This window comes from Pseudomonas sp. 50_B, assembly GCF_017491625.1.
Taxonomy (GTDB): domain Bacteria; phylum Pseudomonadota; class Gammaproteobacteria; order Pseudomonadales; family Pseudomonadaceae; genus Aquipseudomonas; species Aquipseudomonas danubii.
Genome location: NZ_JAFGYX010000015.1, coordinates 89016 through 114919, shown reverse-complemented (window position 1 = coordinate 114919; position 25904 = coordinate 89016). Strand labels below are relative to the sequence as shown.

Sequence of the window (25904 nt, the reverse complement as noted above, 5' to 3'; positions counted from 1 at the left end):
ATCCAGAGCGGTGTTACCCAGAGCGAAACAGGTTAAAAGGTGCGCCCCTGCTACTTGCAGTAACAGGGATATAACAAGCAACTTTCCCACTCCCCGAAGGAAAGCAGATTAAAACAACACCTAAACAATATTGATTATCATTTAGCTGCTATAACTTTCGTTGCAGCAGCAACAAAACATAATTAACAAAACCTCCCCTAATGCCCACAGGCCGCGGCTTACGGGGCTACAGAGGTGAGCTATGTCCTTATTACGATAAACAATTTCGCTTTAGAAATTTTACTTGCCCGGTGTTTAGCCATAAAATCAGCGCGATTGATTGCGCTGCGACATATCGTCACTGCTTTATTTCTTTATCAAGCTCAGAGACTCTTGCTCTCTGTTAAGGATTACCAGCATGCCCGAAGCGACAGGACTCATGGCCCACAACTGGGGCTTTGCCATTTTCCTTCTGGGTGTTGTCGGCCTTTGTGCCTTCATGCTCGGCGTCTCCAGCCTCCTCGGGTCAAAAGCCTGGGGCCGCAGCAAAAACGAACCGTTCGAGTCCGGCATGCTACCTACCGGTGGCGCCCGCTTGCGGCTCTCAGCCAAATTCTATCTGGTCGCGATGCTCTTCGTGATCTTCGATATCGAAGCCCTCTTTCTCTTTGCCTGGTCTGTGTCCGTCCGCGAAAGCGGCTGGACCGGATTCGTCGAAGCTCTCGTTTTCATAGCAATTCTGTTGGCAGGTCTTGTCTACCTTTGGCGAGTGGGGGCTCTTGACTGGGCTCCGGAAGGTCGTCGTAAGCGGCAGGCGAAGCTAAAACAATGAGGCTTTGGCGATGCAATACAATCTCACCAGGATCGACCCCGATGCTCCTAACGATCAGTACCCGATCGGCGAACGGGAAACCGTTTCCGATCCGTTAGAGGATCAGGTCCACAAAAACATCTTCATGGGCAAGCTGGAAGACGTGCTGAGCGGCGCGGTCAACTGGGGGCGTAAGAACTCCCTGTGGCCGTACAACTTCGGTCTGTCCTGCTGCTACGTGGAAATGACCACTGCCTTCACGGCGCCCCACGACATCGCGCGCTTTGGCGCCGAGGTTATCCGGGCATCGCCGCGTCAGGCGGATTTCATGGTTATTGCCGGCACCTGCTTCATCAAGATGGCGCCGATCATCCAGCGTCTCTATGAGCAAATGCTCGAGCCTAAATGGGTTATCTCCATGGGTTCGTGCGCCAACTCCGGTGGCATGTACGACATCTACTCCGTAGTTCAGGGGGTGGACAAGTTCCTGCCCGTGGACGTCTACGTACCTGGCTGCCCGCCCCGCCCCGAAGCATTCCTGCAAGGCTTGATGCTGTTGCAAGAATCCATTGGCCAGGAGCGTCGCCCACTGTCCTGGGTCGTCGGTGATCAAGGCGTATATCGCGCCGAGATGCCGTCGCAAAAGGAGCAGCGCCGCGAACAGCGTATTCAGGTCACCAACCTGCGCAGCCCTGACGAAGTCTGATCCAGATCTGTTCTGACAAAGAAACGACACTGGCTTCACTCTTTACGTTGACCGAAAGCGATAAAAAACCATGACTACAGGCAGTGCTCTGTACATCCCGCCTTATAAGGCTGACGACCAGGATGTGGTCGTCGAACTCAATAACCGTTTTGGCCCTGAGGCGTTCACCGCCCAGGCCACCCGCACCGGCATGCCGGTGCTGTGGGTTACCCGCTCCAAACTCGTTGAAATCCTGACCTTCCTGCGCAACCTGCCCAAGCCGTACGTCATGCTCTATGACCTGCATGGCGTGGACGAGCGCCTGCGCACCAAGCGTCAAGGCCTGCCGAGTGCCGATTTCAGCGTGTTCTACCACTTGCTGTCGATCGAACGTAACAGCGACGTGATGATCAAGGTGGCCCTGTCCGAAGGCGACCTCAGCCTGCCGACCGTGACCGGTATCTGGCCCAATGCCAACTGGTACGAGCGTGAAGTCTGGGACATGTTCGGCATCGACTTTGCCGGCCACCCTCACCTTTCGCGGATCATGATGCCGCCGACCTGGGAAGGTCACCCGCTGCGCAAGGACTTCCCGGCCCGCGCCACCGAGTTCGACCCGTTCAGCCTGACCCTGGCCAAGCAGCAGTTGGAAGAAGAAGCCGCACGCTTCCGTCCAGAAGACTGGGGCATGAAGCGTTCCGGTGCCAACGAGGACTATATGTTCCTCAACCTGGGCCCGAACCACCCATCGGCCCACGGTGCGTTCCGCATCATCCTGCAGCTGGACGGTGAAGAGATCGTCGACTGCGTTCCAGACATCGGCTACCACCACCGTGGTGCTGAGAAAATGGCCGAGCGTCAGTCCTGGCACAGCTTCATCCCTTACACCGACCGTATCGACTACCTCGGCGGGGTGATGAACAACCTGCCGTACGTGCTCTCGGTCGAGAAGCTGGCCGGCATCAAGGTACCGGAGAAGGTCGACGTCATCCGCATCATGATGGCCGAGTTCTTCCGCATCACCAGCCACCTGCTGTTCCTGGGTACCTACATCCAGGACGTCGGTGCCATGACCCCGGTGTTCTTCACCTTCACCGACCGTCAGCGTGCCTACACCGTGATCGAAGCCATCACCGGCTTCCGTCTGCACCCGGCCTGGTACCGCATCGGCGGCGTCGCCCACGACCTGCCCCGCGGCTGGGAAAAGCTGGTCAAGGACTTCGTCGAATGGCTGCCCAAGCGCCTCGACGAGTACACCAAGGCCGCCCTGCAGAACAGCATCCTCAAGGGTCGGACCATCGGCGTTGCCGCCTACAACACCAAGGAAGCCCTGGAATGGGGCGTCACCGGTGCCGGCCTGCGTTCCACCGGCTGCGATTTCGACCTGCGCAAGGCCCGTCCGTACTCCGGCTACGAGAACTTCGAGTTCGAAGTTCCACTGGCGGCCAACGGTGACGCCTACGACCGCTGCATGGTTCGCGTCGAGGAGATGCGCCAGAGCATCAAGATCATCGACCAGTGCCTGCGCAACATGCCGGAAGGCCCGTATAAGGCGGATCACCCGCTGACCACGCCGCCGCCGAAAGAGCGCACCCTGCAGCACATCGAAACCTTGATCACGCACTTCCTGCAGGTTTCGTGGGGCCCGGTGATGCCGGCCAACGAATCCTTCCAGATGATCGAAGCGACCAAGGGCATCAACAGTTATTACCTGACGAGCGATGGCGGCACCATGAGCTACCGCACCCGGATTCGCACCCCAAGCTTCGCCCACCTGCAGCAGATCCCTTCGGTGATCCGCGGCAGCATGGTCGCGGACTTGATCGCGTACCTGGGTAGTATCGACTTCGTTATGGCCGACGTGGACCGCTAAGCATGAACAGCACGCTTATCCAGACAGACCGTTTCGCCCTGAGCGAAACCGAGCGCTCGGCCATCGAGCACGAGATGCATCACTACGAAGACCCGCGCGCGGCGTCGATCGAAGCCCTGAAGATCGTCCAGAAGGAACGTGGCTGGGTGCCGGACGGCGCGGTCTACGCCATCGGCGAGATCCTTGGCATCCCCGCCAGCGACGTTGAAGGCGTGGCGACGTTCTACAGCCAGATCTTCCGTCAGCCAGTGGGCCGCCACATCATTCGCGTCTGCGACAGCATGGTCTGCTACATCGGCGGCCACGAGTCCGTGGTCAGCCAGATCCAGAGCGAGCTGGGCATCGGCCTCGGCCAGACCACCGCCGACGGCCGCTTCACCCTGCTGCCGGTGTGCTGCCTGGGCAACTGCGACAAGGCCCCGGCGCTGATGATCGACGACGACACTTTCGGCGACGTACAGCCTGCTGGCGTGGCCAAACTGTTGGAGGGCTACGTATGACCCTGACCTCTTTCGGCCCTGCGAACCGCATTGCGCGTACAGCAGAAACCCACCCCCTGACCTGGCGTCTGCGTGACGACGGCGAGCCGGTATGGTTCGACGAGTACCAGGCCAAGAACGGTTACGCGGCGGCGCGCAAGGCTTTCGCCGACCTGTCCCAGGACGACATCGTCCAGACCGTCAAGGATGCCGGCCTCAAGGGTCGCGGCGGTGCGGGCTTCCCCACTGGCGTGAAGTGGGGCCTGATGCCCAAAGACGAGTCCATGAACATCCGCTACCTGCTGTGCAACGCGGACGAAATGGAACCCAACACCTGGAAGGACCGCATGCTGATGGAGCAACTGCCCCATCTGCTGATCGAAGGCATGCTGATCAGTGCCCGTGCACTGAAGACCTACCGCGGCTACATTTTCCTGCGCGGCGAATACACCACCGCCGCCAAGCACCTGCGGCGTGCCGTGGAAGAAGCCAAGGCCGCAGGCCTGTTGGGCAAGAACATCCTGGGCAGCGGTTTCGATTTCGAGCTGTTCGTCCACACCGGCGCCGGGCGTTACATCTGCGGTGAAGAAACCGCACTGATCAACTCCCTGGAAGGCCGTCGCGCCAACCCACGCTCCAAGCCGCCCTTCCCTGCTGCCGTAGGCGTGTGGGGCAAGCCGACGTGCGTGAACAACGTCGAGACCCTGTGCAACGTGCCGGCGATCATCGGCGACGGCGTGGAGTGGTACAAATCCCTGGCCCGCGAAGGCAGCGAAGACCACGGCACCAAGCTGATGGGCTTCTCCGGCAAAGTGAAGAACCCTGGCCTGTGGGAGCTGCCCTTCGGCGTGACCGCACGCGAGCTGTTCGAAGACTACGCCGGCGGCATGCGCGACGGCTTCAAGCTCAAGTGCTGGCAGCCCGGCGGCGCCGGTACCGGCTTCCTGTTGCCAGAACACCTGGATGCGCAAATGTATGCCGGCGGCATCGCCAAAGTGGGCACCCGCATGGGTACCGGCCTGGCCATGGCGGTGGACGACAGCATCAACATGGTGTCGCTGTTGCGCAACATGGAGCAGTTCTTCGCCCGTGAATCCTGCGGTTTCTGCACCCCTTGCCGTGATGGCCTGCCATGGAGCGTCAAACTGCTGATGGCTCTGGAGAACGGCCAGGGCCAGCAAGGCGACATCGAGACCCTGCTGGGTCTGGTGGGGTTCCTCGGCCCAGGCAAGACCTTCTGTGCTCACGCACCGGGTGCCGTGGAGCCGTTGGGCAGTGCCATCAAGTATTTCCGTCCAGAGTTCGAAGCTGGCATCGCGCCCACCAGCGCCGCCGTCCCGCCTCTGGCCCGACCGATCGTAGTCGGCGCGTAACGCTTAGATGAGGGCGCAGGGTCCGTGCCCTGCGCTCGACGTGCGATGACGCCGTGAACGGCTGTGTTGATTCGCACGCATAACAAGATTCCATTAGCCACGCCCGCTGACACCGGGCCAACGAAGAACTTTGAACCATGGCCACTATCCACGTAGACGGCAAAGCGCTCGAAGTCGATGGGGCGGACAACCTGTTACAGGCTTGTCTGTCACTAGGCCTCGACATCCCTTATTTCTGCTGGCACCCCGCTCTCGGTAGCGTCGGTGCCTGTCGCCAGTGCGCGGTCAAGCAGTACACCGACGAGAACGACACCCGTGGTCGTATCGTCATGTCCTGCATGACCCCAGCCACCGACAACACCTGGATCTCCATCGACGATGAAGAATCCAAGGCCTTCCGCGCCAGTGTTGTCGAGTGGCTGATGACCAACCACCCCCACGACTGCCCGGTCTGTGAGGAAGGCGGTCACTGCCACCTGCAAGACATGACGGTGATGACCGGCCACAACGAGCGCCGTTATCGCTTCACCAAGCGCACCCACCAGAACCAGGACCTCGGCCCGTTCATTTCCCACGAAATGAACCGCTGCATCGCCTGCTATCGCTGCGTGCGCTTCTACAAGGACTACGCCGGCGGCACCGACCTGGGCGTCTACGGCGCCCACGACAACGTGTACTTCGGTCGTGTTGAAGACGGCACCCTGGAAAGCGAGTTCTCCGGCAACCTCACTGAGGTCTGCCCGACCGGTGTGTTCACCGACAAGACTCACTCCGAGCGCTACAACCGCAAGTGGGACATGCAGTTCTCGCCGAGCATCTGCCATGGCTGCTCCAGCGGTTGCAACATCTCCCCGGGTGAGCGCTACGGCGAGCTGCGGCGCATCGAGAACCGCTACAACGGTTCGGTGAACCAGTATTTCCTCTGCGACCGTGGCCGTTTCGGCTACGGCTACGTCAACCGCAAGGACCGTCCGCGCCAGCCACGACTGGCCGATGGCACCCAGCTGACTCTGGACGAGGCCCTGGACCAGGCGGCCGACCTGCTGCGCGGTCGCAACATCGTCGGTATCGGCTCGCCTCGCGCCAGCCTGGAAAGCAACTACGCCCTGCGTGAGCTGGTCGGTGCCGAGCACTTCTACAGTGGTATCGAAGCTTCCGAACTGGAGCGCATCCGCCTGGTTCTGCAGGTGCTGAACGACAGTCCGCTGCCGGTTCCGAACATGCGCGAGATCGAAGACCACGATGCCATCTTCGTCCTTGGCGAAGACCTGACCCAAACCGCCGCACGCATGGCCCTGGCCCTGCGCCAGTCGGTCAAGGGCAAGGCCGAGGAAATGGCCGACGCCATGCGCGTCCAGCCTTGGCTCGACGCCGCCGTGAAGAATATCGGCCAGCACGCGCTGAACCCGCTGTTCATTGCCAGCCTGGCTGAAACCAAGCTCGACGACGTCGCCGAGGAGTGTGTACACGCCGCTCCGGACGACCTGGCGCGCATCGGTTTCGCCGTGGCCCACGCCATCGACGCCAGCGCCCCTGCCGTGGAAGGCCTGGACAGCGAAGCCCTGGAACTGGCCAAGCGCATTGCCGACGCTCTGCTGGCGGCCAAGCGCCCACTGATCATTTCCGGTACATCCCTGGGCTCCAAGGCGCTGATCGAAGCTGCAGCGAACATCGCCAAAGCCTTGAAGCTGCGCGACAAAGCAGGCTCCATCAGCCTGATCGTGCCAGAGGCCAACAGCCTCGGCCTGGCCATGCTCGGTGGCGAATCCGTGGACGCGGCCCTGCAGGCGGTGATCGACGGTAAGGCCGACGCCATCGTGGTCCTGGAAAACGACCTGTACACCCGCACCGACGCAGCCAAGGTGGATGCCGCACTGAACGCGGCGAAGGTGGTGATCGTTGCCGATCATCAACAGACCGCCACCGTGGAGCGCGCGCATCTGGTGCTGTCGGCGGCCAGCTTCGCCGAAGGCGACGGCACCCTGGTCAGCCAGGAAGGTCGCGCCCAGCGCTTCTTCCAGGTCTTCGATCCGACCTACCTGGACGCCAGCATCATGGTCCACGAAGGCTGGCGCTGGCTGCATGCCCTGCGCAGCACTCTGCTGAACAAGCCGGTGGACTGGACCCAGCTGGACCACGTGACCGCTGCCTGCGCCGCGAGCACCCCGCAACTGGCTTCCATCATCGACGCGGCACCTTCCGCAGCGTTCCGTATCAAAGGCCTGAAACTGGCCCGCGAACCGCTGCGCTACAGCGGCCGTACCGCCATGCGCGCCAACCAGAGCGTGCATGAACCGCGCACCCCGCAAGACCCGGATACCGCCTTCGCCTACTCCATGGAAGGTTACTCGGGCTCCGCCGAACCGCGCTCGCAAGTGCCGTTCGCCTGGTCGCCGGGCTGGAACTCACCGCAAGCCTGGAACAAGTTCCAGGACGAAGTCGGCGGCCATCTGCGTGCCGGTGATCCGGGTACTCGCCTGATCGAAAGCCAGGGCGACCGTCTCAACTGGTTCGCCAGCGTACCGCGGGCCTTCTCTCCGGCTCAGGGCACCTGGCAAGCGGTGCCGTTCTATCACCTGTTCGGCAGCGAAGAGAACTCTTCGAAAGCCGCTCCGGTACAGGAACGCATTCCGGCGGCCTACGTGGCCCTGGCCAAGTCCGAAGCCGATCGCCTGGGTGTCAACGACGGTGCCCTGCTCGCGGTGAACGTAGCCGGCCAGACCCTGCGTCTGCCACTGCGCATCAACGAAGAGCTGGGTGCTGGCCTGGTGGGCCTGCCTGCCGGTCTGGCGGGGATTCCTCCGGCGTTCTTTGGCAAATCCGTTGACGGTCTGCAGGAGGCGGCGCAATGAGTTGGTTTACCCCTGAAGTGATCGACGTGATCCTGACGGTCGTCAAGGCCGTCGTGATCCTGCTGGCGGTGGTCATCGCCGGTGCGCTGCTGAGCTTCGTCGAACGTCGCCTGCTGGGCTGGTGGCAGGACCGTTACGGTCCGAACCGCGTTGGCCCGTTCGGCATGTTCCAGATCGCCGCCGACATGCTGAAGATGTTCTTCAAGGAAGACTGGACCCCGCCGTTTGCCGACAAGGTGATCTTCACCCTGGCACCGGTGGTCGCCATGTCTGCCCTGCTGATCGCTTTCGCGATCATCCCGATCACCCCGACCTGGGGCGTCGCGGACCTGAACATCGGCCTGCTGTTCTTCTTCGCCATGGCTGGCCTGTCGGTCTACGCGGTGCTGTTCGCCGGCTGGTCGAGTAACAACAAGTTCGCCCTGCTGGGCAGCTTGCGGGCCTCGGCCCAGACCGTGTCCTACGAAGTGTTCATGGGCCTGGCGCTGATGGGCATCGTGGCTCAGGTCGGTTCCTTCAACATGCGCGACATCGTCGAGTACCAGGCGCAGAACCTGTGGTTCATCATTCCGCAGTTCTTCGGCTTCTGTACCTTCTTCATCGCTGGCGTGGCCGTGACTCACCGTCACCCCTTCGACCAGCCGGAAGCGGAGCAGGAACTGGCCGACGGATACCACATTGAATACGCCGGCATGAAATGGGGCATGTTCTTCGTTGGTGAGTACATCGGCATCATCTTGATCTCGGCACTGTTGGTCACCCTGTTCTTCGGTGGCTGGCACGGTCCGTTCGGCATCCTGCCGCAACTGTCCTTCGTCTGGTTCGCCTTGAAGACCGCGTTCTTCATCATGCTGTTCATCCTGCTGCGCGCCTCTATCCCGCGCCCGCGTTATGACCAGGTGATGGACTTCAGCTGGAAATTCTGCCTACCGCTGACCCTGATCAATTTGCTGGTGACCGCTGCGCTTGTGTTGTTGAACACGCCTGCGGGCGCGGTTCAGTGAGGATTTGACCCATGTTCAAATATATTGGCGACATCGTTAAGGGTACTGGTACCCAGTTGCGCAGCCTGGTGATGGTGTTCGGTCACGGCTTTCGCAAACGCGACACCCTGCAATACCCCGAAGAGCCGGTGTACCTGCCGCCACGCTACCGTGGCCGTATCGTCCTGACTCGCGACCCCGATGGCGAAGAGCGTTGCGTAGCTTGCAACCTGTGCGCCGTGGCCTGCCCTGTGGGTTGCATCTCGCTGCAGAAAGCTGAAACCGAAGACGGTCGCTGGTACCCGGACTTCTTCCGCATCAACTTCTCACGCTGCATTTTCTGCGGTCTCTGCGAGGAAGCCTGTCCGACCACCGCAATCCAGCTGACACCGGATTTCGAGATGGCCGAGTTCAAACGTCAGGACCTGGTTTACGAGAAAGAGGATCTCCTGATCTCCGGTCCCGGAAAGAACCCTGACTACAACTTCTATCGTGTTGCAGGTATGGCCATTGCCGGTAAGCCAAAAGGCTCCGCGCAGAATGAAGCCGAGCCGATCAACGTGAAGAGCTTGCTGCCTTAAGGAAGAACGATGGAATTCGCTTTCTATTTCGCATCAGGTGTTGCCGTTGTTTCCACGCTGCGCGTGGTCACCAACACCAACCCTGTGCACGCCCTGCTCTACCTGATCATTTCGTTGATCGCCGTGGCCATGACCTTCTTCAGCCTCGGCGCACCGTTCGCCGGTGCCCTGGAAGTGATCGCCTACGCCGGCGCCATCATGGTGCTGTTCGTGTTCGTGGTGATGATGCTCAACCTCGGCCCGGCCGCGGCCCAGCAAGAGCGCATCTGGCTCACGCCCGGCATCTGGATCGGCCCGGTGATTCTCGCCGCCCTGCTGCTGGCTGAACTGCTGTACGTATTGTTCAGCCACCAGAGCGGTGCCGGTATCGGTCAAACCACCGTCGACGCCAAGGCCGTGGGCATCAGCCTGTTCGGCCCTTACCTGCTGGTGGTCGAACTCGCCTCGATGCTGCTGCTCGCCGCAGCCGTCACGGCGTTCCACTTGGGCCGCAACGAGGCGAAGGAGTAACACGATGCCTACTATCCCTCTCGGTACTATCCCGATGGAACATGGCCTGGCAGTTGCCGGCATCCTGTTCTGCCTCGGTCTGGTCGGCCTGATGGTCCGCCGTAACATCCTCTTCGTATTGATGAGCCTGGAAGTGATGATGAACGCCTCGGCATTGGCCTTCATCGTTGCGGGCGCCCGCTGGGCGCAACCGGATGGACAAGTGATGTTCATCCTGGTGATCAGCCTGGCAGCCGCCGAGGCCAGTATTGGCCTGGCGATCCTGCTGCAGCTGTACCGCCGCTTCCACACTCTCGATATCGATGCAGCCAGCGAGATGCGCGGATGAACCTTCTCTTTCTGACTTTCGTATTCCCCCTGATCGGTTTCCTGCTGCTGTCGTTCTCCCGGGGACGCCTCTCGGAAAACCTCTCGGCCCTGATCGGCGTCGGCTCCATTGGTCTATCGGCCATCGTGGCCGCCTACGTGATCTGGCAATTCAACGTCGCGCCGCCCGAGGGTGGTCACTACACCCAGGTGCTGTGGCAGTGGATGTCGGTGGACGGTTTCGCGCCGAACTTCGCCCTGTACCTGGATGGTCTGTCCGTGACCATGCTGGGTGTGGTGGTGGGCGTGGGCTTTTTGATCCACCTGTTCGCGTCCTGGTACATGCGCGGTGAAGCCGGCTACTCGCGCTTCTTCGCCTACACCAACCTGTTTATCGCCAGCATGCTGTTCCTGGTGCTGGGCGATAACCTGTTGTTCCTGTACTTCGGCTGGGAAGGCGTGGGCCTGTGCTCCTACCTGTTGATCGGTTTCTACTACAGCAACCGCAACAACGGTAACGCCGCACTCAAGGCCTTTATCGTCACCCGTATCGGCGACGTGTTCATGGCCATCGGCCTGTTCATTCTGTTCCAACAGGTGGGCACGCTGAACGTCCAGGAACTGCTGGTGCTGGCACCGCAGAAATTCCAGGCCGGCGACTTCTGGATCACCCTGGCGACCCTGATGCTGCTGGGCGGCGCCGTGGGCAAATCCGCGCAACTGCCGCTGCAGACCTGGCTGGCGGACGCGATGGCCGGTCCGACCCCGGTTTCGGCACTGATCCACGCCGCGACCATGGTCACCGCCGGCGTCTACCTGATCGCCCGTACCCACGGTCTGTTCACCCTGGCGCCGGAAATCCTGCACCTGGTGGGCCTGGTGGGTGGCGTGACCCTGGTACTGGCCGGCTTCGCCGCGCTGGTGCAGACCGACATCAAGCGGATCCTCGCCTACTCCACCATGAGCCAGATCGGCTACATGTTCCTGGCCCTGGGCGTTGGCGCCTGGGACGGTGCGATCTTCCACCTGATGACCCACGCCTTCTTCAAGGCCCTGCTGTTCCTGGCTTCCGGTGCGGTGATCGTTGCCTGCCACCACGAGCAGAACATCTTCAAAATGGGCGGCCTGTGGAAGAAGTTGCCTCTGGCCTACGCCAGCTTCATCGTCGGTGGTGCAGCCCTGGCGGCCCTGCCTCTGGTGACCGCGGGCTTCTATTCCAAGGACGAGATCCTCTGGGAAGCCTTCGCCAGCGGCAACCACGGCCTGCTGTACGCCGGCCTGGTGGGTGCGTTCATGACCTCGCTGTATACCTTCCGCCTGATCTTCATCACCTTCCACGGTGAAGCCAAGACCGAAGCCCACGCCGGCCACGGGATTTCCCACTGGCTGCCGTTGGTGGTGCTGATCGTGCTGTCCACCGGGATCGGCGCGATGATCACTCCGCCCCTGCATGGTGTACTGCCGCTGAGCGTCGGTCATGCCGGTGGCGAAGCCAAGCACAGCCTGGAAATCGCCTCGGGCGCCATCGCCCTGGCCGGTATCCTGCTGGCCGCCCTGTTGTTCCTTGGCAAGCGTCGCGTTGTGACCGCCATCGCCAACAGCGGCATCGGGCGTCTGCTCTCGGCCTGGTGGTTCGCCGCCTGGGGCTTCGACTGGATCTACGACAAACTGTTCGTCAAGCCATACCTGGCCATCAGCCATGTACTGCGCAAGGACCCGCTCGATCAGACCATCGGTTTGATCCCGCGTATGGCCAAAGGGGGTCACAACTCCCTGAGCCGTACCGAGACCGGTCAACTGCGTTGGTACGCCGCCTCGATGGCAGCCGGTGCCGTGCTGGTCATCGGCGCCATTGTGCTGGTAGCGGTCTGATATGAACCTTGCGAACTTGCGAAAGGAATTGAGCCCGTCATGATTCTGCCTTGGCTAATCCTGATCCCCTTCATCGGCGGCCTGCTGTGCTGGCTGGGTGAGCGCTTCGGCGCCACCCTCCCCCGCTGGATTGCGCTGTTGACCATGACCCTGGAACTCGCTCTCGGCCTCTGGCTGTGGGCCCACGGTAACTATTCATTTGCTCCGGCGCCTGGCGCCGATCCAACTTGGGCCATCGAGTTCAAGCATGTCTGGATCGAGCGCTTCGGCATCAACGTGCACCTGGCCCTGGACGGTCTGTCGCTGTTGATGATCCTGCTGACCGGCCTGCTGGGTATCCTCTCGGTACTCTGCTCCTGGAAAGAGATTCAGCGTCACGTGGGCTTCTTCCACCTGAACCTGATGTGGATCCTGGGCGGCGTGGTCGGCGTGTTCCTCGCGCTGGACCTGTTCATGTTCTTCTTCTTCTGGGAAATGATGCTGGTGCCGATGTACTTCCTCATCGCGCTCTGGGGTCACAGTTCGGCAGACGGCAAGAAAACCCGGATTTACGCAGCAACCAAGTTCTTCATCTTCACTCAGGCTTCCGGCCTGATCATGCTGGTGGCGATCCTGGGCCTGGTGCTGGTCAACTTCAACAACACCGGGGTGATCACCTTCGATTACGCCCAGTTGCTGAAGACCAAGATGTCCACCGCCACCGAGTACATCCTGATGCTCGGCTTCTTCATCGCCTTCGCGGTGAAGCTGCCGGTGGTGCCGTTCCACTCCTGGCTGCCTGACGCTCACGCCCAGGCACCGACCGCCGGTTCCGTGGACCTGGCGGGTATCCTGTTGAAGACGGCGGCCTATGGCCTGCTGCGTTTCGCCCTGCCGCTGTTCCCCAATGCTTCGGCAGAGTTCGCACCGATCGCCATGACCCTGGGTCTGATCGGCATCTTCTACGGCGCCTTCCTGGCCTTCGCCCAGACCGACATCAAGCGTCTGATCGCCTTCTCCAGCGTTTCCCACATGGGCTTCGTGCTGATCGGGATCTACTCCGGCAGCCAGCAGGCCCTGCAGGGCGCGGTGATCCAGATGCTGGCCCACGGTGTTTCGGCAGCCGCGCTGTTTATCCTCAGCGGCCAGTTGTACGAACGCACCCATACCCGCGACATGCGTGAAATGGGCGGCCTGTGGTCGCGTATCGCCTACCTGCCGGCCATCAGCCTGTTCTTTGCAGCCGCCTCTCTCGGCCTGCCGGGCACCGGCAACTTCGTCGGCGAGTTCCTGATCCTGATCGGCACCTTCGTCAGCGCGCCATGGATCACTGCGATCGCGACGTCCGGCCTGGTGTTCGGCTCGGTCTACTCGCTGATCATGATCCACCGTGCCTACTTCGGCCCGTCCAAGTCGGACGCGGTACTGCACGGCATGGATGCTCGCGAACTGATCATGGTGCTGGGACTGGCGGTACTGCTGATCTACATCGGCGTGTACCCGCAACCGTTCCTCGATACCTCTGCCGCCACCATGCATGGCGTGCAGCAATGGCTCAGCACCGCCTTCACTCAACTCGCTTCGGCCCGGTAAGAGCGCTATGGACTTTACGATTCAACACTTTATAGCCCTGGCGCCGCTGCTGATCACCAGCGCCACCCTTGTGGTGGTGATGCTGGCGATCGCCTGGCGGCGCAACCACGCCCAGACCTTCCTGCTGTCGGTGGCCGGTCTGAACCTGGCATTGCTGTCGATTTTCCCGGTGCTGAAAGTGGCACCGCTGGCAGTGACCCCGCTGTTGCAGATCGACCAGTTCGCCTGCTTGTACATGGCCCTGATCCTGGTGGCCACCCTGGCCTGCGTCACCCTGGCCCACGCCTACCTGGGCGACGGCAGCAGCGGTTACCCGGGCAACCGAGAAGAGCTGTACCTGCTGATCCTGCTGGCCGCCGCCGGTGGTCTGGTACTGGTCAGCGCGCAGAACCTGGCCGGCCTGTTCATCGGCCTGGAGCTGCTTTCGGTACCGGTCTACGGCCTGGTGGCCTATGCCTTCTTCAACAAGCGCTCCCTGGAAGCCGGCATCAAGTACATGGTGCTGTCGGCCGCCGGTTCGGGCTTCCTGTTGTTCGGCATGGCCTTGCTCTACGCAGAAGCCGGCAGCCTGAGCTTCAGCGGTATCGGTCAAGCCCTGGCCGCCACTGGGCTGCCAAGCCCGCTGGCGCAACTGGGCCTGGGCATGATGCTGATCGGCCTGGCCTTCAAACTGTCGCTGGTGCCTTTCCACCTGTGGACTCCGGACGTCTACGAAGGCGCCCCGGCCCCGGTCGCCGCCTTCCTGGCCACCGCCAGCAAGGTAGCGGTGTTCGCGGTACTGGTGCGTCTGTTCCAGCTGTCGCCAGTGGCCAGCAGCGGTGTCCTGAGCAACGTGCTGACCGTGATCGCCATCGCCTCGATCCTGGTGGGCAACCTGTTGGCGCTGACCCAGAGCAACCTCAAGCGTCTGCTGGGTTACTCGTCCATCGCTCACTTCGGCTACCTGCTGATCGCCCTGGTGGCGAGCAAGGGCCTGGCCATGGAAGCCATCGGCGTGTACCTGGTCACCTACGTGATCACCAGCCTTGGCGCCTTCGGTGTGATCACCCTGATGTCTTCGCCGTACAAAGGCCGTGATGCCGACGCCCTGTACGAGTACCGCGGCCTGTTCTGGCGCCGTCCGTACCTGACCGCCGTCCTCACCGTGATGATGCTGTCCCTGGCCGGTATCCCGCTGACCGCAGGCTTCATCGGCAAGTTCTACATCATCGCGACCGGTGTCGAAGCGCACCAATGGTGGCTGGTCGGTTCCCTGGTCATGGGCAGCGCCATCGGCGTCTTCTACTACCTGCGAGTGATGGTCACCCTGTACCTGATCGAGCCGAACCTGCGTCGCGTCGATGCCCAACTGCACTGGGAACAGAAAGCCGGTGGCGTCATGCTGCTGGCCATCGCGGTCCTGGCGTTCTTCCTCGGCGTATACCCACAGCCGCTGCTGACCCTGGTCCAGCACTCCGGCCTGGCGGGTTGATCGCTTAGGTTTCAACGCAACAAACAGAACGGCACCTTCGGGTGCCGTTTTGCATTTCAGGGCCCTGCCCTCCCCTCTTCCCAGCGAAACTCGGAATCGCCCTTCCTGTCACGTCGGCACGCTCCGACATTCAGCCCAATGCCGCAGGCATAGACTGTTGCCAGATCAAACGCGGCGCTCAGCGGGCCTTGACCAAAGCTGCAGCGTCATCCAGTCTATACGCAGGAAGCGTATGAAATGAATGCTCTGTTTATTGAACTACCGGCATTTGCACGATACCGAAAGGACTTCCTTGACGACGAGCTGTTCTGCGAACTGCAGATCGAGTTGCTGCGCCACCCGTACGCAGGGGTTCTGATTCAGGGCACTGGCGGCTTGCGCAAGATGCGTTTCGTCGATGAGCGACGCAACAAGGGCAGGCGTGGCGGGCTGAGGGTGATCTATTACTGGTGGTCCGGAGGGGCGCAGTTCTGGCTCTTCACCCTGTTCGACAAGGAGCAGATGGACGACCTGCTACCGCAGCAGCGACAACAACTCAAACAACTGCTGGAACGTGAAATCGAGGCCAGAAGACATGACCAAACGTGACATCTTTTCCGAACTGGTAGAAGGCATCGACGCCCTCACCCAGGAACGCCAGGGCAAGATCACCCTGCGCAGCCATAAAGTGAAGCTGGACAAACTGCCCCCCATCACTGCCACCGAGGTGATGAACATCCGCCAGCAACTCAACCTCTCGCGCTCAGTATTCGCCATGTACCTGCGGACCAACACCCGCACCCTGGAAAACTGGGAACAAGGCCGCGCCACACCCAACGCCCAGGCCACGACCTTGATGCGCCTGGTGGAACGCTACCCGGACACAGTGGAGCGCCTCGCCTCGCTGGCCTGATCCGGCACTGTTCGAAGGGCAACAAAAAACCCGCACCAGGCGGGTTTCTTGTTGCAGCAAACGCCAGCTTAGTCAGCCAAGCGCCAGGTCGTACCGCCCTTGCCGTCTTCCAGAATCACGCCCATGGCGGTGATCTGATCGCGAATACGGTCGGACTCAGCCCAATCCTTGTTGGCACGGGCTGCCAGACGGGCCTGGATCAGCGCCTCGACCTGTGCCCCATCGACCCGACCTTCAGCACCGGCCTGCAGGAAGTCATCGGCTTCCAGTTGCAGCACGCCCAGCACGCTGGCCAGCTCTTTCAGACGCGCTGCCAGACCCGCCGCCGCATCGATATCGCTCTCACGCAGGCGGTTGATCTCACGCACCATCTCGAACAGTACGGCACAGGCTTCCGGAGTACCGAAGTCGTCGTTCATCACCTGGGTGAAACGTTCGACGAAGACTTCGCCACCGGCCGGAGCGACTTTTGGCAAGCCCTTGAGCGCGTGATAGAAACGCTCCAGCGCGCCCTTGGCGTCCTTGAGGTTGTCTTCCGAGTAGTTGATGGCGCTGCGGTAGTGGCTGGCCACCAGCAGGTAACGCACCACTTCCGGATGGTACTTGTCGAGCACGTCGCGAATGGTGAAGAAGTTGTTCAAGGACTTGGACATCTTCTCGCCATTGATGCGGATCATGCCGCAGTGCATCCAGGCATTGGCGTAGGTCTTGCCGGTCGCCGCCTCGCTCTGGGCAATCTCGTTCTCGTGATGCGGGAACTCCAGGTCGCTGCCGCCACCATGAATGTCGAAGGTCTCGCCCAGGCAGCAGGTAGACATCACCGAGCACTCGATATGCCAGCCCGGACGACCAGCCCCCCACGGCGACTCCCAGCTCGGCTCGCCCGGCTTGGCGGCTTTCCACAGCACGAAGTCCAGCGGGTCCTGCTTCGACTCATCCACTTCGATCCGCGCACCGATGCGCAGGTCTTCGATCTTCTTGCGCGACAGCTTGCCATAGCCCATGAACTTACCGACGCGGTAGTACACGTCGCCATTGCCCGGAGCGTAGGCATAACCCTTGTCGATCAGGGTCTGGATCATCGCGTGCATGCCAGGGATATGGTCGGTGGCCCGCGGTTCCATGTCCGGCTTGCGGATATTCAGCCGCGCCTCGTCCTCGTGCATCGCCGCGATCATACGCTCGGTCAAGGCCTCGAAGGACTCACCGTTCTCATTGGCACGATTGATGATCTTGTCATCGATATCGGTGATGTTGCGCACGTACGTCAGGTCATAACCGCTGAAACGCAGCCAGCGGGTAATCAGGTCGAAGGCCACCATGCTGCGGCCGTGCCCAAGGTGGCAATAGTCGTACACGGTCATGCCGCACACGTACATGCGCACCTTGTTGCCATCCAAAGGCTTGAAGACTTCTTTGCTCTTGGTGAGCGTGTTGTAGATCGTTAGCACGTTAGTTCCTTGACTGAATCACTGACCCCAGGAGTCGCGCAGGGTCACGGTACGGTTGAATACCGGAGCACCGGGTTTCGAGTCCTTGATATCCGCGCAGAAGTAGCCTTCGCGCTCGAACTGGAAACGGTCTTCCGGCTGTGCGTTGCCCAGCGAGGGTTCGGCACGACAACCAGTGAGCACTTGCAGGGAGTCAGGGTTGATGTTGTCCAGGAAACTCGCGCTGTCCTCGGCCTTCTCCGGGTTCGGAGAACGGAACAGACGATCGTACAGGCGCACTTCGCACTCGACGCTGGCGGCAGCCGGCACCCAGTGGATCACACCCTTGACCTTGCGGCCTTCAGGGTTCTTGCCCAGGGTGTCCGGATCGTAGGAGCAACGCAGCTCGACGATATTGCCCTCGGCATCCTTGATCGCTTCGTCAGCACGGATCACGTAGCTGCCGCGCAGCCGCACTTCACCGTTGGGCTCCAGGCGCTTGTAGCCCTTTGGCGGCTCTTCCATGAAGTCATCACGGTCGATGTAGATTTCACGGGCGAACGGCAGCTTGCGCACGCCCAGTTCTTCTTTCTGCGGATGACGCGGCAGTTCGAGGTTCTCGACCTGGTCTTCCGGGTAGTTGGTGATCACGACTTTCAACGGACGCAGCACGCACATGGCGCGCGGGGCATTCGCGTCGAGGTCCTGGCGGATGCTGAATTCCAGCATGCCGTAATCGACCACGCCGTCGGAGCGGTTGGTGCCAACCATCTCGCAGAAATTGCGGATCGATGCCGGGGTGTAGCCGCGGCGGCGGAAGCCCGACAGGGTCGACATGCGCGGATCGTCCCAACCATTCACGTGCTGCTCGTCCACCAGTTGCTTGAGCTTGCGCTTGCTGGTGATGGTGTAGTTCAGGTTCAGGCGGCTGAATTCGTACTGACGCGGGTGCGCCGGCACCGGCAAGTGCTCGAGGAACCATTCGTACAGCGGACGGTGGCTTTCGAATTCCAGGGTGCAGATCGAATGGGTGATGCCTTCGATGGCGTCCGACTGACCGTGGGTGAAGTCGTAGTTGGGGTAGATGCACCACTTGTCACCGGTCTGGTGGTGATGGGCATGGCGGATGCGATACATGATCGGGTCGCGCAGGTTCATGTTCGGCGAGGCCATGTCGATCTTGGCCCGCAGCACCCGTGCACCGTCCGGGAATTCGCCGGCACGCATGCGGGCGAACCAGTCCAGGTTCTCTTCAACCGAACGCTCGCGGAACGGGCTGTTCTTGCCCGCTTCGGTGAGGCTACCGCGGTACTCCCTGGCTTGCTCGGGAGTCAGGTCGCAGACGTAGGCCTTGCCTGCCTTGATCAGTTCCACGGCCCAGTCGTGCAATTGGTCGAAATATTGCGAGGCATAGCGCACTTCACCGGACCACTCAAAGCCCAGCCACTTGACGTCGCTTTCGATGGCGTCGATGTACTCCTGGTCTTCCTTGGCCGGGTTGGTGTCGTCAAAGCGCAGGTGGGTGACACCACCGAACTCCTGAGCCAGGCCGAAATTCACGCAGATCGACTTGGCGTGACCGATGTGCAGGTAACCGTTGGGCTCCGGAGGGAAGCGGGTCACGATCTGTGTGTGCTTACCCGAGTCCAGGTCCGCCTGGATGATCGGGCGCAGGAAGTTGACCGGTACGGCCGGTCCAGTCTTGGAATTCGAGGTAGGGTCGACAGTGGGCTTGCTCATAGGATCCTTGAACGTACAAGTGCGCGGCCGGGTGCGGCCTGATAAATCAAAACGAGTATCATAGCCGATGCTGTCAAGTGCCTGACAGAGCGCAGCTTTAAAACTGCGGCTATTAATAGCGTGCAAGTGAAAAAACAGCCTCGAAATTCATGGCGGTCACGCTAAACTGCGCTCCTTGGCTGCAGGATGGCCAAATCGGTGCGGACCGCATGCGTGCCCCGCCACCCAGGATTTTCTTGAAAACGCTTCTCCTTATAAAGAGTACCGACCATGACCCAAGTCAAACTGACCACCAACCACGGCGAGATCGTGCTGGAATTGAACGCCGAGAAAGCCCCGTTGACCGTGGCCAACTTCGTCGAATACGTGAAAGCCGGGCACTACGAGAACACCGTGTTTCACCGCGTCATCGGTAACTTCATGATCCAGGGCGGCGGCTTCGAACCTGGCATGAAAGAAAAGAAAGACAAGCGTCCAAGCATCCAGAACGAAGCGGACAACGGCCTTTCCAACGACAAGTACACCGTCGCCATGGCCCGTACCATGGAGCCGCATTCGGCCTCCGCGCAGTTCTTCATCAACGTCGCCGACAACAGCTTCCTCAACCACAGCGGCAAGACCGTTCAAGGCTGGGGCTACGCAGTATTCGGTAAAGTGATCGCCGGCACTGAAGTGGTCGACAAGATCAAAGGCGTGGCCACCACCATGAAATCCGGCCACCAGGACGTACCCGCAGAAGACGTGATCATCGAGAAAGCCGAGATCATTGAGTGATACTGCTGATTTCAGATTTGCATCTGGAAGAGGAACGCCCGGACATTACCCGGGCGTTTCTGGATTTACTCGGTGGGCGCGCCCGCGCCGCCGAGGCGCTGTACATCCTCGGGGACTTCTTCGAGGTATGGATCGGCGACGATGCCATGACCCCCTACCAGCTTTCCATTTGCCAGGCACTGCGCGAACTCAGCGACAGCGGTACCCAGGTCTTCCTGATGCATGGCAATCGCGACTTCATGCTCGGCCAGGCCTTTTGCAAGGCAGCCGGCGCCACCCTGCTCAAGGACCCCAGCGTCGTCGACTTCTACGGTGAGCCGGTACTGCTGATGCACGGCGACAGCCTGTGCACCCGCGACGAAGCCTACATGCGCATGCGTCGTTACCTGCGCAACCCGTTGAGCCTGTGGATTCTGCGGCACCTGCCCTTGCGCACCCGGCGCAAGCTGGCGCGCAAGCTGCGCAACGAAAGTCGCGCCCAGACGCGCATGAAAGCCAACGACATTGTCGATGTGACCCCGGACGAAATACCGCGGGTCATGCGCGAACATGGAGTGGGCACCCTGGTTCATGGCCATACCCACCGCCCGGCGATTCACAAGTTGCAGATTGGCCAACAGGCCGCCAAACGCATCGTGCTGGGGGACTGGGATCGACAGGGCTGGGCATTGCAGGTGGACGAGCAGGGTTTCCAACTGGCTGCGTTCGATTTCGTACCCACGCAGCTGGCGTTGCCCGGTTCGTCCTGAACAGACGCCTTCGCTGGCAAGTAGCCCCTACAACAAATGCCCCACCGTAGGAGCCGGCTTGCCGGCGAAGTGGCCAGCAAGCCTTGCATCGCCCTTACGGACGCCTTCGCTGGCAAGCCAGCTCATACGGCAATGGCCATCAATGCCCCGCCGACGCCGGGCCGGCCTTGGCGGCAAACGGTGGCTTGGCCAGCCACACCAACAGAATCAGGCCCATGAACCCCCAGCCCAGCAAGGTGAAATAGTCCACGGTCGAGAGCATGTACGCCTGGCTGGTGAGCACTTGGTCCAACTGCGCGTAGGCTTGGGTGCTGGCACCGCCGAGGTTGTTCAACGCGTCCCGGGTGACCGGATCGAAGATGCTCATGCTTTCGCTCATGTAGGCATGGTGCTGATCCGCCCGACGAATCCAGATCCAGGTCGTCAGCGACGCCGCAAAGCTACCCCCCAGCGTCCGCAGGAAGGTCGCCAGGCCCGCGCCGTCGGCGATCTGGTGCGGCGGCAGGTCGGACATGAGGATGCTCAGGGTCGGCATGAAGAACAGCGCCACACCAATCCCCATGAACAGCTGCACCAGGGCGATGTGCTGGAAGTCCACCTCATTGGTGAATCCGGCACGCATGAAGCAGCTCAGGCCAATGGCCAGGAACGCCAGGCCAGCCAGCAGGCGCAGGTCGAACTTGTGGGCGTACTTGCCGACAAAGGGCGACATCAGCACCGGCAAAATGCCAATCGGTGCCACGGCCAGACCGGCCCAAGTGGCGGTGTAGCCCATCTGGGTCTGCAACCATTGCGGCAGGATCAGGTTGATCCCGAAGAACCCGGCGTAACCGCCCACCAGCACGATGGTGCCGATGCGGAAGTTGCGATGGGCGAACAGCCGCAAGTTGACCACAGGATGCCGATCCGTCATTTCCCAGATCACGAACACCGCCAGGGCAATCACCGAGATCAGCGTGCCGGCGATGATGAAGTTGGACTCGAACCAGTCCAGGTCGTTGCCCTTGTCGAGAACGATCTGCAAGGCACCGACCCCGACGATCAGGCTCAGCAGGCCGATATAGTCCATCGGCTGGCGGCTGGTCACCACCGGTCGCGCCTTCAATTGCTGCTGAACCACCCAGGCAGCAAACAGGCCGATCGGCACATTGATAAAGAAGATCCACGGCCAGCTGTAGCTGTCGGTGATCCAGCCACCGAGTATCGGCCCGGCAATCGGCGCCACCACCGTGACCATGGCCAGCAGCGCCAGGGCCATCCCCCTCTTCGCGGGCGGGTAGACGGCAATCAGCAGGGTCTGGGTCATGGGATACAGGGGACCTGCTACCACCCCTTGCAGCACCCGAAAGCCAACGAGTTCGGGCATCGAGGTGGAAATACCGCAGAGAAACGAGGCCAGCACAAACAGCAGGGTGGCCCAGATAAACAGCTTCACTTCACCGAAACGCCGGCTCAGCCAGCCGGTCAGTGGCAAGGCAATGGCGTTGCTCACGGCGAACGAGGTAATGACCCAGGTACCCTGCTCCGAACTCACCCCGAGGTTGCCAGAGATGGTCGGCAACGCCACGTTGGCGATGGTGGTATCGAGCACCTGCATGAAGGTCGCCAGTGACAGGCCGATGGTGCTCAGCAGCAGGCTGGGAGGCGTGAAAGACGCGTTATTGCTCATCGCGAATCCTTAGGAACTGGGCTGGCACCCTGGTCTCTAGACGACACCAGGGTTGACGGATTGGCGAATCAGCGCTGGGCCGTCTTGCCGATGGTCGCGCTGTTGTCGTGGATCAGACGGGCGATCAGAGCATCGGCCTCGCCCAACTGACGGTCATAGACGTTGGTGCTGAAGGAAGCCTTTTGCGGTGGTTGCTGGGCCAGTACCGGGCCGCTCTGATCCCGCAGGTTGACGTTCACCAGGGTCGACAGGCCGACCCGCAGCGGGTGCTTGGCCAGCTCCTCGGCATTGATGTGGATACGCACCGGCACACGCTGCACGATCTTGATCCAGTTACCGGTGGCGTTCTGCGCCGGCAACAGGGCAAAGGCGCTACCGGTGCCGGCGCCGAGGCTATCGATGGTGCCGCTGTACTTCACATCGCTGCCATAGATGTCGGCCTCGATGTCTACCGGCTGGCCAATGCGCATGTCACGCAGCTGGGTTTCCTTGAAGTTGGCGTCGATCCACAGCTGGTCCAGGGGAATCACCGCCATCAGTGCAGTGCCCGGCTGGACCCGCTGGCCCAGTTGCACGGTGCGTTTGGCCACATAACCGGTCACTGGCGCAATCAGCGTACTGCGGGCGTTGTTCAGGTAGGCCTGGCGCAACTGCGCGGCCGCGGCCTGCACATCCGGGTGATTGGAGACTACGGTGTCGTCCACCAGGGCATTGGTGGTGTTGAGCTGCTGCTGGGCGTTGGCCAGGGCATTTTGTGCCGAGGTCAGGTCATCACGAGCGTGGGACAGTTCCTCCTGGGAAATCGCTCCGCTGGCCGCGAGGTTCTTGCGGCGATTGAAGTTGTCCTGGGCTTTCTGCACTTCGGCCTTCTGCGCCGCCACTTGAGCCCGCATGCCATCAACGTTGCTGTACAAGCCACGCACCTGGCGTACGGTGCGGGCCAGATTGGCCTCGGCACTCTGCAGGCCGACCTGGGCATCGTTAGGATCGAAGTTGATCAGCACCTGGCCCTCATGCACCAGATCACCATCGTCGGCGCCGATGCTGACCACAGTGCCGGTGACCAGCGGGGTGATCTCCACGACATTGCCGTTGACATAGGCATCGTCGGTGCTTTCATTCCAGCGCCCATAAAGTTCGTGCCAGGCGAACACGCCCAGACCGCCGAGAATGACGATGGCCGTCAGCCCCAGGAGCATGACTTTGCGCTTGCGGGAGTTACCGGCGTCCGGGGTGTTTTCGGTTGCTTGAGTGTCGGCAGTGGCCATGACAAATACCTCGAATTATTTAGTCTGAGGAACTGGGGCTGGGTCGGCCGAAGCCAGGTTCTGGGCACCGAAGCCGCCCCCCAACGCCTGCATCAATTGAATCGACAGATCGATCTGCTGAGCATTCAGCGTGGCCAGCTGGCGCTGGGCCTGCAGCAGTTGCTGCTCAATGCTCAGCACGTCCAGGTAGTTGCCGATCCCGGAGCCGAAACGCTGGACCACGGTGTTGTAAGAGTCCTGAGCGATGTCGGTGGCGTGCTGCTGGGCGACGATCTGCCGTCCGATTTCCCGCAGTTGGGAGATGCTGTCGCTGACATCCCCCAGGGCAGCCACCAGGGTCTTGTTGTATTGCGCCACTGCCAGGTCGTAGTCGGCATCCCGGGCGTCCAGGTCAGCCCGCAGCCGCCCGCCGTCGAAAATCGGCAGCGAGACAGTCGGCGCGATACTGAAGAAGCGACTGGCGGAACCGAACAGCGCATCCCCCAGCAACGCCTCGGTGCCCGCTCGCGCACTGAGGTTGAGGTTGGGGTAGAAACGGGTCTTGCTGGCATCGATGTTCTTGCTCGCCGCTTCCACCCGCCAGCGAGCCGCCACCAGATCAGGCCGGCGCCCCAGCAGTTCAGCGGGCAGCGTCGAAGGCAGGGCTACGGCGCTGGCTTGCAGGACCTTGGGCCGGGAGATGTCATCGGCCCGATCCGGCCCCTTGCCGAGCAACACAGCCAAGGCGATCTTCGCGCTCTGCAATTGCTTCTCGGCGTCGATCAGGCTGGCCTGGGAGCTGGCCTCCAGACTTTCGGTCTGCTGGTACTGGTACTGACTGTCGATCCCGGAGTCCAGGCGACGGCGACTCAGGTCGAGCATCTGCCGGGTACGCTTGAGGTCCTCGTTCGCCAGGTCGTACACGATATGCGCACGCCCCAGGTCGCTGTAGGCACGCGCTACATCGGCGGCCAGGGTCAGACTCGCTGCCTGGCGGTCGACTTCAGCGGCTCGGGCCTGCCCCAGCGCTGCTTCCCAGGCCGCGCGCTGGCCCCCCCAGAGATCGAAGTTGTAATTGAAGCTGGCGCCAATGTTGCGCACCGTGGAATAGGCCCCGCCCTGCCCCAACGGGTCCTGGTCACGGGCCAGACGCGAGCGGCTGATACCGGCACTGGCATCCAGGGTCGGCATCCGCCCGGCATCCGCGGCATAAGCCGCAGCACTGGCCTGATGGGCACGGGCACTGGCGATCTGCATGTCCGGGCTGTCCCGCAGGGCTTCCTGGATCAGCCCGTCAAGCTGGGTATCGCCCAGGCTTTTCCACCAGTCACTTTGTGGCCAGGCTGCCGGCGACAAAGTCACACCGTTGAGAGACTGTCCAGCTGCGAGGCTTTTCGCCTCAAGGCTTACGCCGGAGGTATCCAGGCCGCTGTAATTGGCACAACCGGCCAGACTCATGGCCAACAGCACCAGGCTGAGGCGGGTACGCGAGGTTTTACTGCTCATTTTTCACCTAAACGCAGGATGGTGATCGGGTCACCGGCAGCCAGCAAAATTTTCTTGAGAATCTGCTCCAGGGTGCGCAACTCCTCGGGAGAGATGGCACCCGCCAACTGGTTCATTGCATTGGCACCGATGTAAGGCAGCCGATCAGCAAGCTTGCGACCTTCCTCGGTCAGCACCAGGCGCACCTGGCGCCGGTCGTCCTCCGAGCGTTGACGCGCCAGGAAGTCCTTCTGCTGCAGGCGGTCGAGCATGCGGGTCATCGAACCGCTGTCCAGGGACAGGTGGCGGCACAATTCGGCCGGGGTATCGACGCCGAACTGGGCCATGATGATCAGCACCTTGAACTGCGCGGCAGTGATGCCGTGGGGCTCCATGTGGGTGTCAATGATCCGGTCCTTGAGCAGGGCGGCACGCCCCAGCAGCAAGCCGAGATGGCAATTGTGAAAGTCGTCGGGTTTGAAATGCTTCATCTGACCACCAGTTAGCTGCCTAGGCAGAGAGTGTGTGTCGAGATATTACTGCCTAGGCAGCCAATGTCAACGCAGTGATT

General features: G+C 61.4%; 23 protein-coding genes. 17 read left to right on the top strand and 6 right to left on the bottom strand.

Translation table 11 applies throughout. From position 1 onward, the window contains the following. Positions 1-397 precede the first annotated feature (397 nt). From J5M73_RS21050 to J5M73_RS20980, 15 genes are all read left to right on the top strand, one after another. Complete coding sequence (locus tag J5M73_RS21050) at positions 398-811, top strand: NADH-quinone oxidoreductase subunit A (protein WP_011062185.1); 414 nt, start codon at positions 398-400, stop codon at positions 809-811. Positions 812-821: 10 nt separating this feature from the next. After that, positions 822-1496: an NADH-quinone oxidoreductase subunit B gene (locus J5M73_RS21045; protein ID WP_011062186.1), complete on the top strand. Its 675-nt coding sequence runs from the start codon at positions 822-824 to the stop codon at positions 1494-1496. 70 nt (positions 1497-1566) lie between these two features. Continuing rightward, positions 1567-3348: an NADH-quinone oxidoreductase subunit C/D gene (gene nuoC, locus J5M73_RS21040; protein ID WP_102864719.1), complete on the top strand. Its 1782-nt coding sequence runs from the start codon at positions 1567-1569 to the stop codon at positions 3346-3348. Between the two features lie 2 nt (positions 3349-3350). After that, on the top strand, positions 3351-3848 hold the full coding sequence (gene nuoE, locus J5M73_RS21035; protein ID WP_011062188.1) for an NADH-quinone oxidoreductase subunit NuoE: 498 nt from the start codon (positions 3351-3353) through the stop codon (positions 3846-3848). Continuing rightward, positions 3845-5200, top strand: a complete 1356-nt coding sequence (nuoF, locus tag J5M73_RS21030; protein ID WP_102864718.1) for an NADH-quinone oxidoreductase subunit NuoF — start codon at positions 3845-3847, stop codon at positions 5198-5200. The genes nuoE and nuoF overlap by 4 nt, the downstream gene beginning before the upstream one ends. Before the next feature lie 137 nt (positions 5201-5337). Continuing rightward, positions 5338-8052, top strand: a complete 2715-nt coding sequence (nuoG, locus tag J5M73_RS21025; RefSeq protein WP_102864717.1) for an NADH-quinone oxidoreductase subunit NuoG — start codon at positions 5338-5340, stop codon at positions 8050-8052. Beyond that, positions 8049-9056 (top strand): NADH-quinone oxidoreductase subunit NuoH, encoded by a 1008-nt coding sequence (gene nuoH, locus J5M73_RS21020; protein WP_102864716.1) that lies wholly within the window; start codon positions 8049-8051, stop codon positions 9054-9056. Before nuoG ends, nuoH begins: the two co-directional genes overlap by 4 nt. An 11-nt stretch (positions 9057-9067) precedes the next feature. Then, on the top strand, positions 9068-9616 hold the full coding sequence (gene nuoI / locus J5M73_RS21015) for an NADH-quinone oxidoreductase subunit NuoI (RefSeq protein ID WP_003223795.1): 549 nt from the start codon (positions 9068-9070) through the stop codon (positions 9614-9616). 9 nt (positions 9617-9625) lie between these two features. After that, positions 9626-10126 carry an NADH-quinone oxidoreductase subunit J gene (gene nuoJ / locus J5M73_RS21010; protein ID WP_102864715.1) on the top strand — a complete coding sequence of 167 codons (501 nt, stop codon included), beginning with the start codon at positions 9626-9628 and terminating at the stop codon, positions 10124-10126. A gap of 4 nt (positions 10127-10130) precedes the next feature. After that, positions 10131-10454, top strand: a complete 324-nt coding sequence (gene nuoK, locus J5M73_RS21005) for an NADH-quinone oxidoreductase subunit NuoK (RefSeq protein WP_016964784.1) — start codon at positions 10131-10133, stop codon at positions 10452-10454. Beyond that, positions 10451-12304, top strand: a complete 1854-nt coding sequence (gene nuoL, locus J5M73_RS21000) for an NADH-quinone oxidoreductase subunit L (RefSeq protein WP_102864714.1) — start codon at positions 10451-10453, stop codon at positions 12302-12304. Before nuoK ends, nuoL begins: the two co-directional genes overlap by 4 nt. 39 nt (positions 12305-12343) lie before the next feature. Next, positions 12344-13876 (top strand): NADH-quinone oxidoreductase subunit M, encoded by a 1533-nt coding sequence (gene nuoM / locus J5M73_RS20995; protein WP_011062195.1) that lies wholly within the window; start codon positions 12344-12346, stop codon positions 13874-13876. 7 nt (positions 13877-13883) lie between these two features. Continuing rightward, complete coding sequence (gene nuoN / locus J5M73_RS20990; RefSeq protein WP_015636299.1) at positions 13884-15347, top strand: NADH-quinone oxidoreductase subunit NuoN; 1464 nt, start codon at positions 13884-13886, stop codon at positions 15345-15347. A 237-nt stretch (positions 15348-15584) separates the two neighbouring features. Further along, the gene (locus tag J5M73_RS20985) at positions 15585-15935 is read left to right on the top strand and encodes a toxin (protein WP_102864713.1); all 351 of its coding nucleotides are present in this window, start codon (positions 15585-15587) and stop codon (positions 15933-15935) included. Next, a complete protein-coding gene (locus tag J5M73_RS20980) occupies positions 15922-16239 on the top strand; it encodes a transcriptional regulator (protein ID WP_102864712.1) in 318 nt (105 codons plus the stop codon). Before J5M73_RS20985 ends, J5M73_RS20980 begins: the two co-directional genes overlap by 14 nt. 68 nt (positions 16240-16307) lie before the next feature. Here the strand turns inward: J5M73_RS20980 and cysS are convergent, their stop codons facing one another. Next, positions 16308-17690 (bottom strand): cysteine--tRNA ligase, encoded by a 1383-nt coding sequence (gene cysS, locus J5M73_RS20975; protein ID WP_102864711.1) that lies wholly within the window; start codon positions 17688-17690, stop codon positions 16308-16310. Positions 17691-17708: 18 nt separating this feature from the next. Next, positions 17709-19409 (bottom strand): glutamine--tRNA ligase/YqeY domain fusion protein, encoded by a 1701-nt coding sequence (locus J5M73_RS20970; RefSeq protein WP_102864710.1) that lies wholly within the window; start codon positions 19407-19409, stop codon positions 17709-17711. A gap of 270 nt (positions 19410-19679) precedes the next feature. On the opposite strand from J5M73_RS20970, the gene J5M73_RS20965 reads away from it, so the two are divergent. Both J5M73_RS20965 and lpxH read left to right on the top strand, forming a co-directional pair. Next, positions 19680-20183: a peptidylprolyl isomerase gene (locus J5M73_RS20965; RefSeq protein ID WP_016965727.1), complete on the top strand. Its 504-nt coding sequence runs from the start codon at positions 19680-19682 to the stop codon at positions 20181-20183. Then, on the top strand, positions 20180-20932 hold the full coding sequence (lpxH, locus tag J5M73_RS20960; RefSeq protein ID WP_102864709.1) for a UDP-2,3-diacylglucosamine diphosphatase: 753 nt from the start codon (positions 20180-20182) through the stop codon (positions 20930-20932). Before J5M73_RS20965 ends, lpxH begins: the two co-directional genes overlap by 4 nt. Positions 20933-21071: 139 nt before the next feature. On the opposite strand, the gene J5M73_RS20955 is transcribed toward lpxH, so the two are convergent. From J5M73_RS20955 to J5M73_RS20940, 4 genes are all read right to left on the bottom strand, one after another. Beyond that, a complete protein-coding gene (locus tag J5M73_RS20955; protein ID WP_102864707.1) occupies positions 21072-22601 on the bottom strand; it encodes a DHA2 family efflux MFS transporter permease subunit in 1530 nt (509 codons plus the stop codon). Between the two features lie 68 nt (positions 22602-22669). Then, positions 22670-23869, bottom strand: a complete 1200-nt coding sequence (locus tag J5M73_RS20950; protein ID WP_102864706.1) for an HlyD family efflux transporter periplasmic adaptor subunit — start codon at positions 23867-23869, stop codon at positions 22670-22672. A gap of 15 nt (positions 23870-23884) precedes the next feature. After that, positions 23885-25354 (bottom strand): efflux transporter outer membrane subunit, encoded by a 1470-nt coding sequence (locus J5M73_RS20945; RefSeq protein WP_102864705.1) that lies wholly within the window; start codon positions 25352-25354, stop codon positions 23885-23887. Continuing rightward, positions 25351-25824, bottom strand: coding sequence for a MarR family transcriptional regulator (locus tag J5M73_RS20940; RefSeq protein ID WP_102864704.1), 474 nt, complete (start codon positions 25822-25824; stop codon positions 25351-25353). The genes J5M73_RS20945 and J5M73_RS20940 overlap by 4 nt, the downstream gene beginning before the upstream one ends. Positions 25825-25904: the final 80 nt, after the last annotated feature.

Excerpts from the sequence above, each read along its gene's own strand:
- J5M73_RS21050 (WP_011062185.1), top strand. The coding sequence starts at position 398 with ATGCCCGAAGCGACAGGACTCATGGCCCACAACTGGGGCTTTGCCATT.
- J5M73_RS21045 (WP_011062186.1), top strand. The coding sequence starts at position 822 with ATGCAATACAATCTCACCAGGATCGACCCCGATGCTCCTAACGATCAG.
- nuoC (WP_102864719.1), top strand. The coding sequence starts at position 1,567 with ATGACTACAGGCAGTGCTCTGTACATCCCGCCTTATAAGGCTGACGAC.
- nuoE (WP_011062188.1), top strand. The coding sequence starts at position 3,351 with ATGAACAGCACGCTTATCCAGACAGACCGTTTCGCCCTGAGCGAAACC.
- nuoF (WP_102864718.1), top strand. The coding sequence starts at position 3,845 with ATGACCCTGACCTCTTTCGGCCCTGCGAACCGCATTGCGCGTACAGCA.
- nuoG (WP_102864717.1), top strand. The coding sequence starts at position 5,338 with ATGGCCACTATCCACGTAGACGGCAAAGCGCTCGAAGTCGATGGGGCG.
- nuoH (WP_102864716.1), top strand. The coding sequence starts at position 8,049 with ATGAGTTGGTTTACCCCTGAAGTGATCGACGTGATCCTGACGGTCGTC.
- nuoI (WP_003223795.1), top strand. The coding sequence starts at position 9,068 with ATGTTCAAATATATTGGCGACATCGTTAAGGGTACTGGTACCCAGTTG.
- nuoJ (WP_102864715.1), top strand. The coding sequence starts at position 9,626 with ATGGAATTCGCTTTCTATTTCGCATCAGGTGTTGCCGTTGTTTCCACG.
- nuoK (WP_016964784.1), top strand. The coding sequence starts at position 10,131 with ATGCCTACTATCCCTCTCGGTACTATCCCGATGGAACATGGCCTGGCA.
- nuoL (WP_102864714.1), top strand. The coding sequence starts at position 10,451 with ATGAACCTTCTCTTTCTGACTTTCGTATTCCCCCTGATCGGTTTCCTG.
- nuoM (WP_011062195.1), top strand. The coding sequence starts at position 12,344 with ATGATTCTGCCTTGGCTAATCCTGATCCCCTTCATCGGCGGCCTGCTG.
- nuoN (WP_015636299.1), top strand. The coding sequence starts at position 13,884 with ATGGACTTTACGATTCAACACTTTATAGCCCTGGCGCCGCTGCTGATC.
- J5M73_RS20985 (WP_102864713.1), top strand. The coding sequence starts at position 15,585 with ATGAATGCTCTGTTTATTGAACTACCGGCATTTGCACGATACCGAAAG.
- J5M73_RS20980 (WP_102864712.1), top strand. The coding sequence starts at position 15,922 with ATGACCAAACGTGACATCTTTTCCGAACTGGTAGAAGGCATCGACGCC.
- J5M73_RS20970 (WP_102864710.1), bottom strand. The coding sequence starts at position 19,409 with ATGAGCAAGCCCACTGTCGACCCTACCTCGAATTCCAAGACTGGACCG.
- J5M73_RS20965 (WP_016965727.1), top strand. The coding sequence starts at position 19,680 with ATGACCCAAGTCAAACTGACCACCAACCACGGCGAGATCGTGCTGGAA.
- J5M73_RS20955 (WP_102864707.1), bottom strand. The coding sequence starts at position 22,601 with ATGAGCAATAACGCGTCTTTCACGCCTCCCAGCCTGCTGCTGAGCACC.
- J5M73_RS20950 (WP_102864706.1), bottom strand. The coding sequence starts at position 23,869 with ATGGCCACTGCCGACACTCAAGCAACCGAAAACACCCCGGACGCCGGT.
- J5M73_RS20945 (WP_102864705.1), bottom strand. The coding sequence starts at position 25,354 with ATGAGCAGTAAAACCTCGCGTACCCGCCTCAGCCTGGTGCTGTTGGCC.
- J5M73_RS20940 (WP_102864704.1), bottom strand. The coding sequence starts at position 25,824 with ATGAAGCATTTCAAACCCGACGACTTTCACAATTGCCATCTCGGCTTG.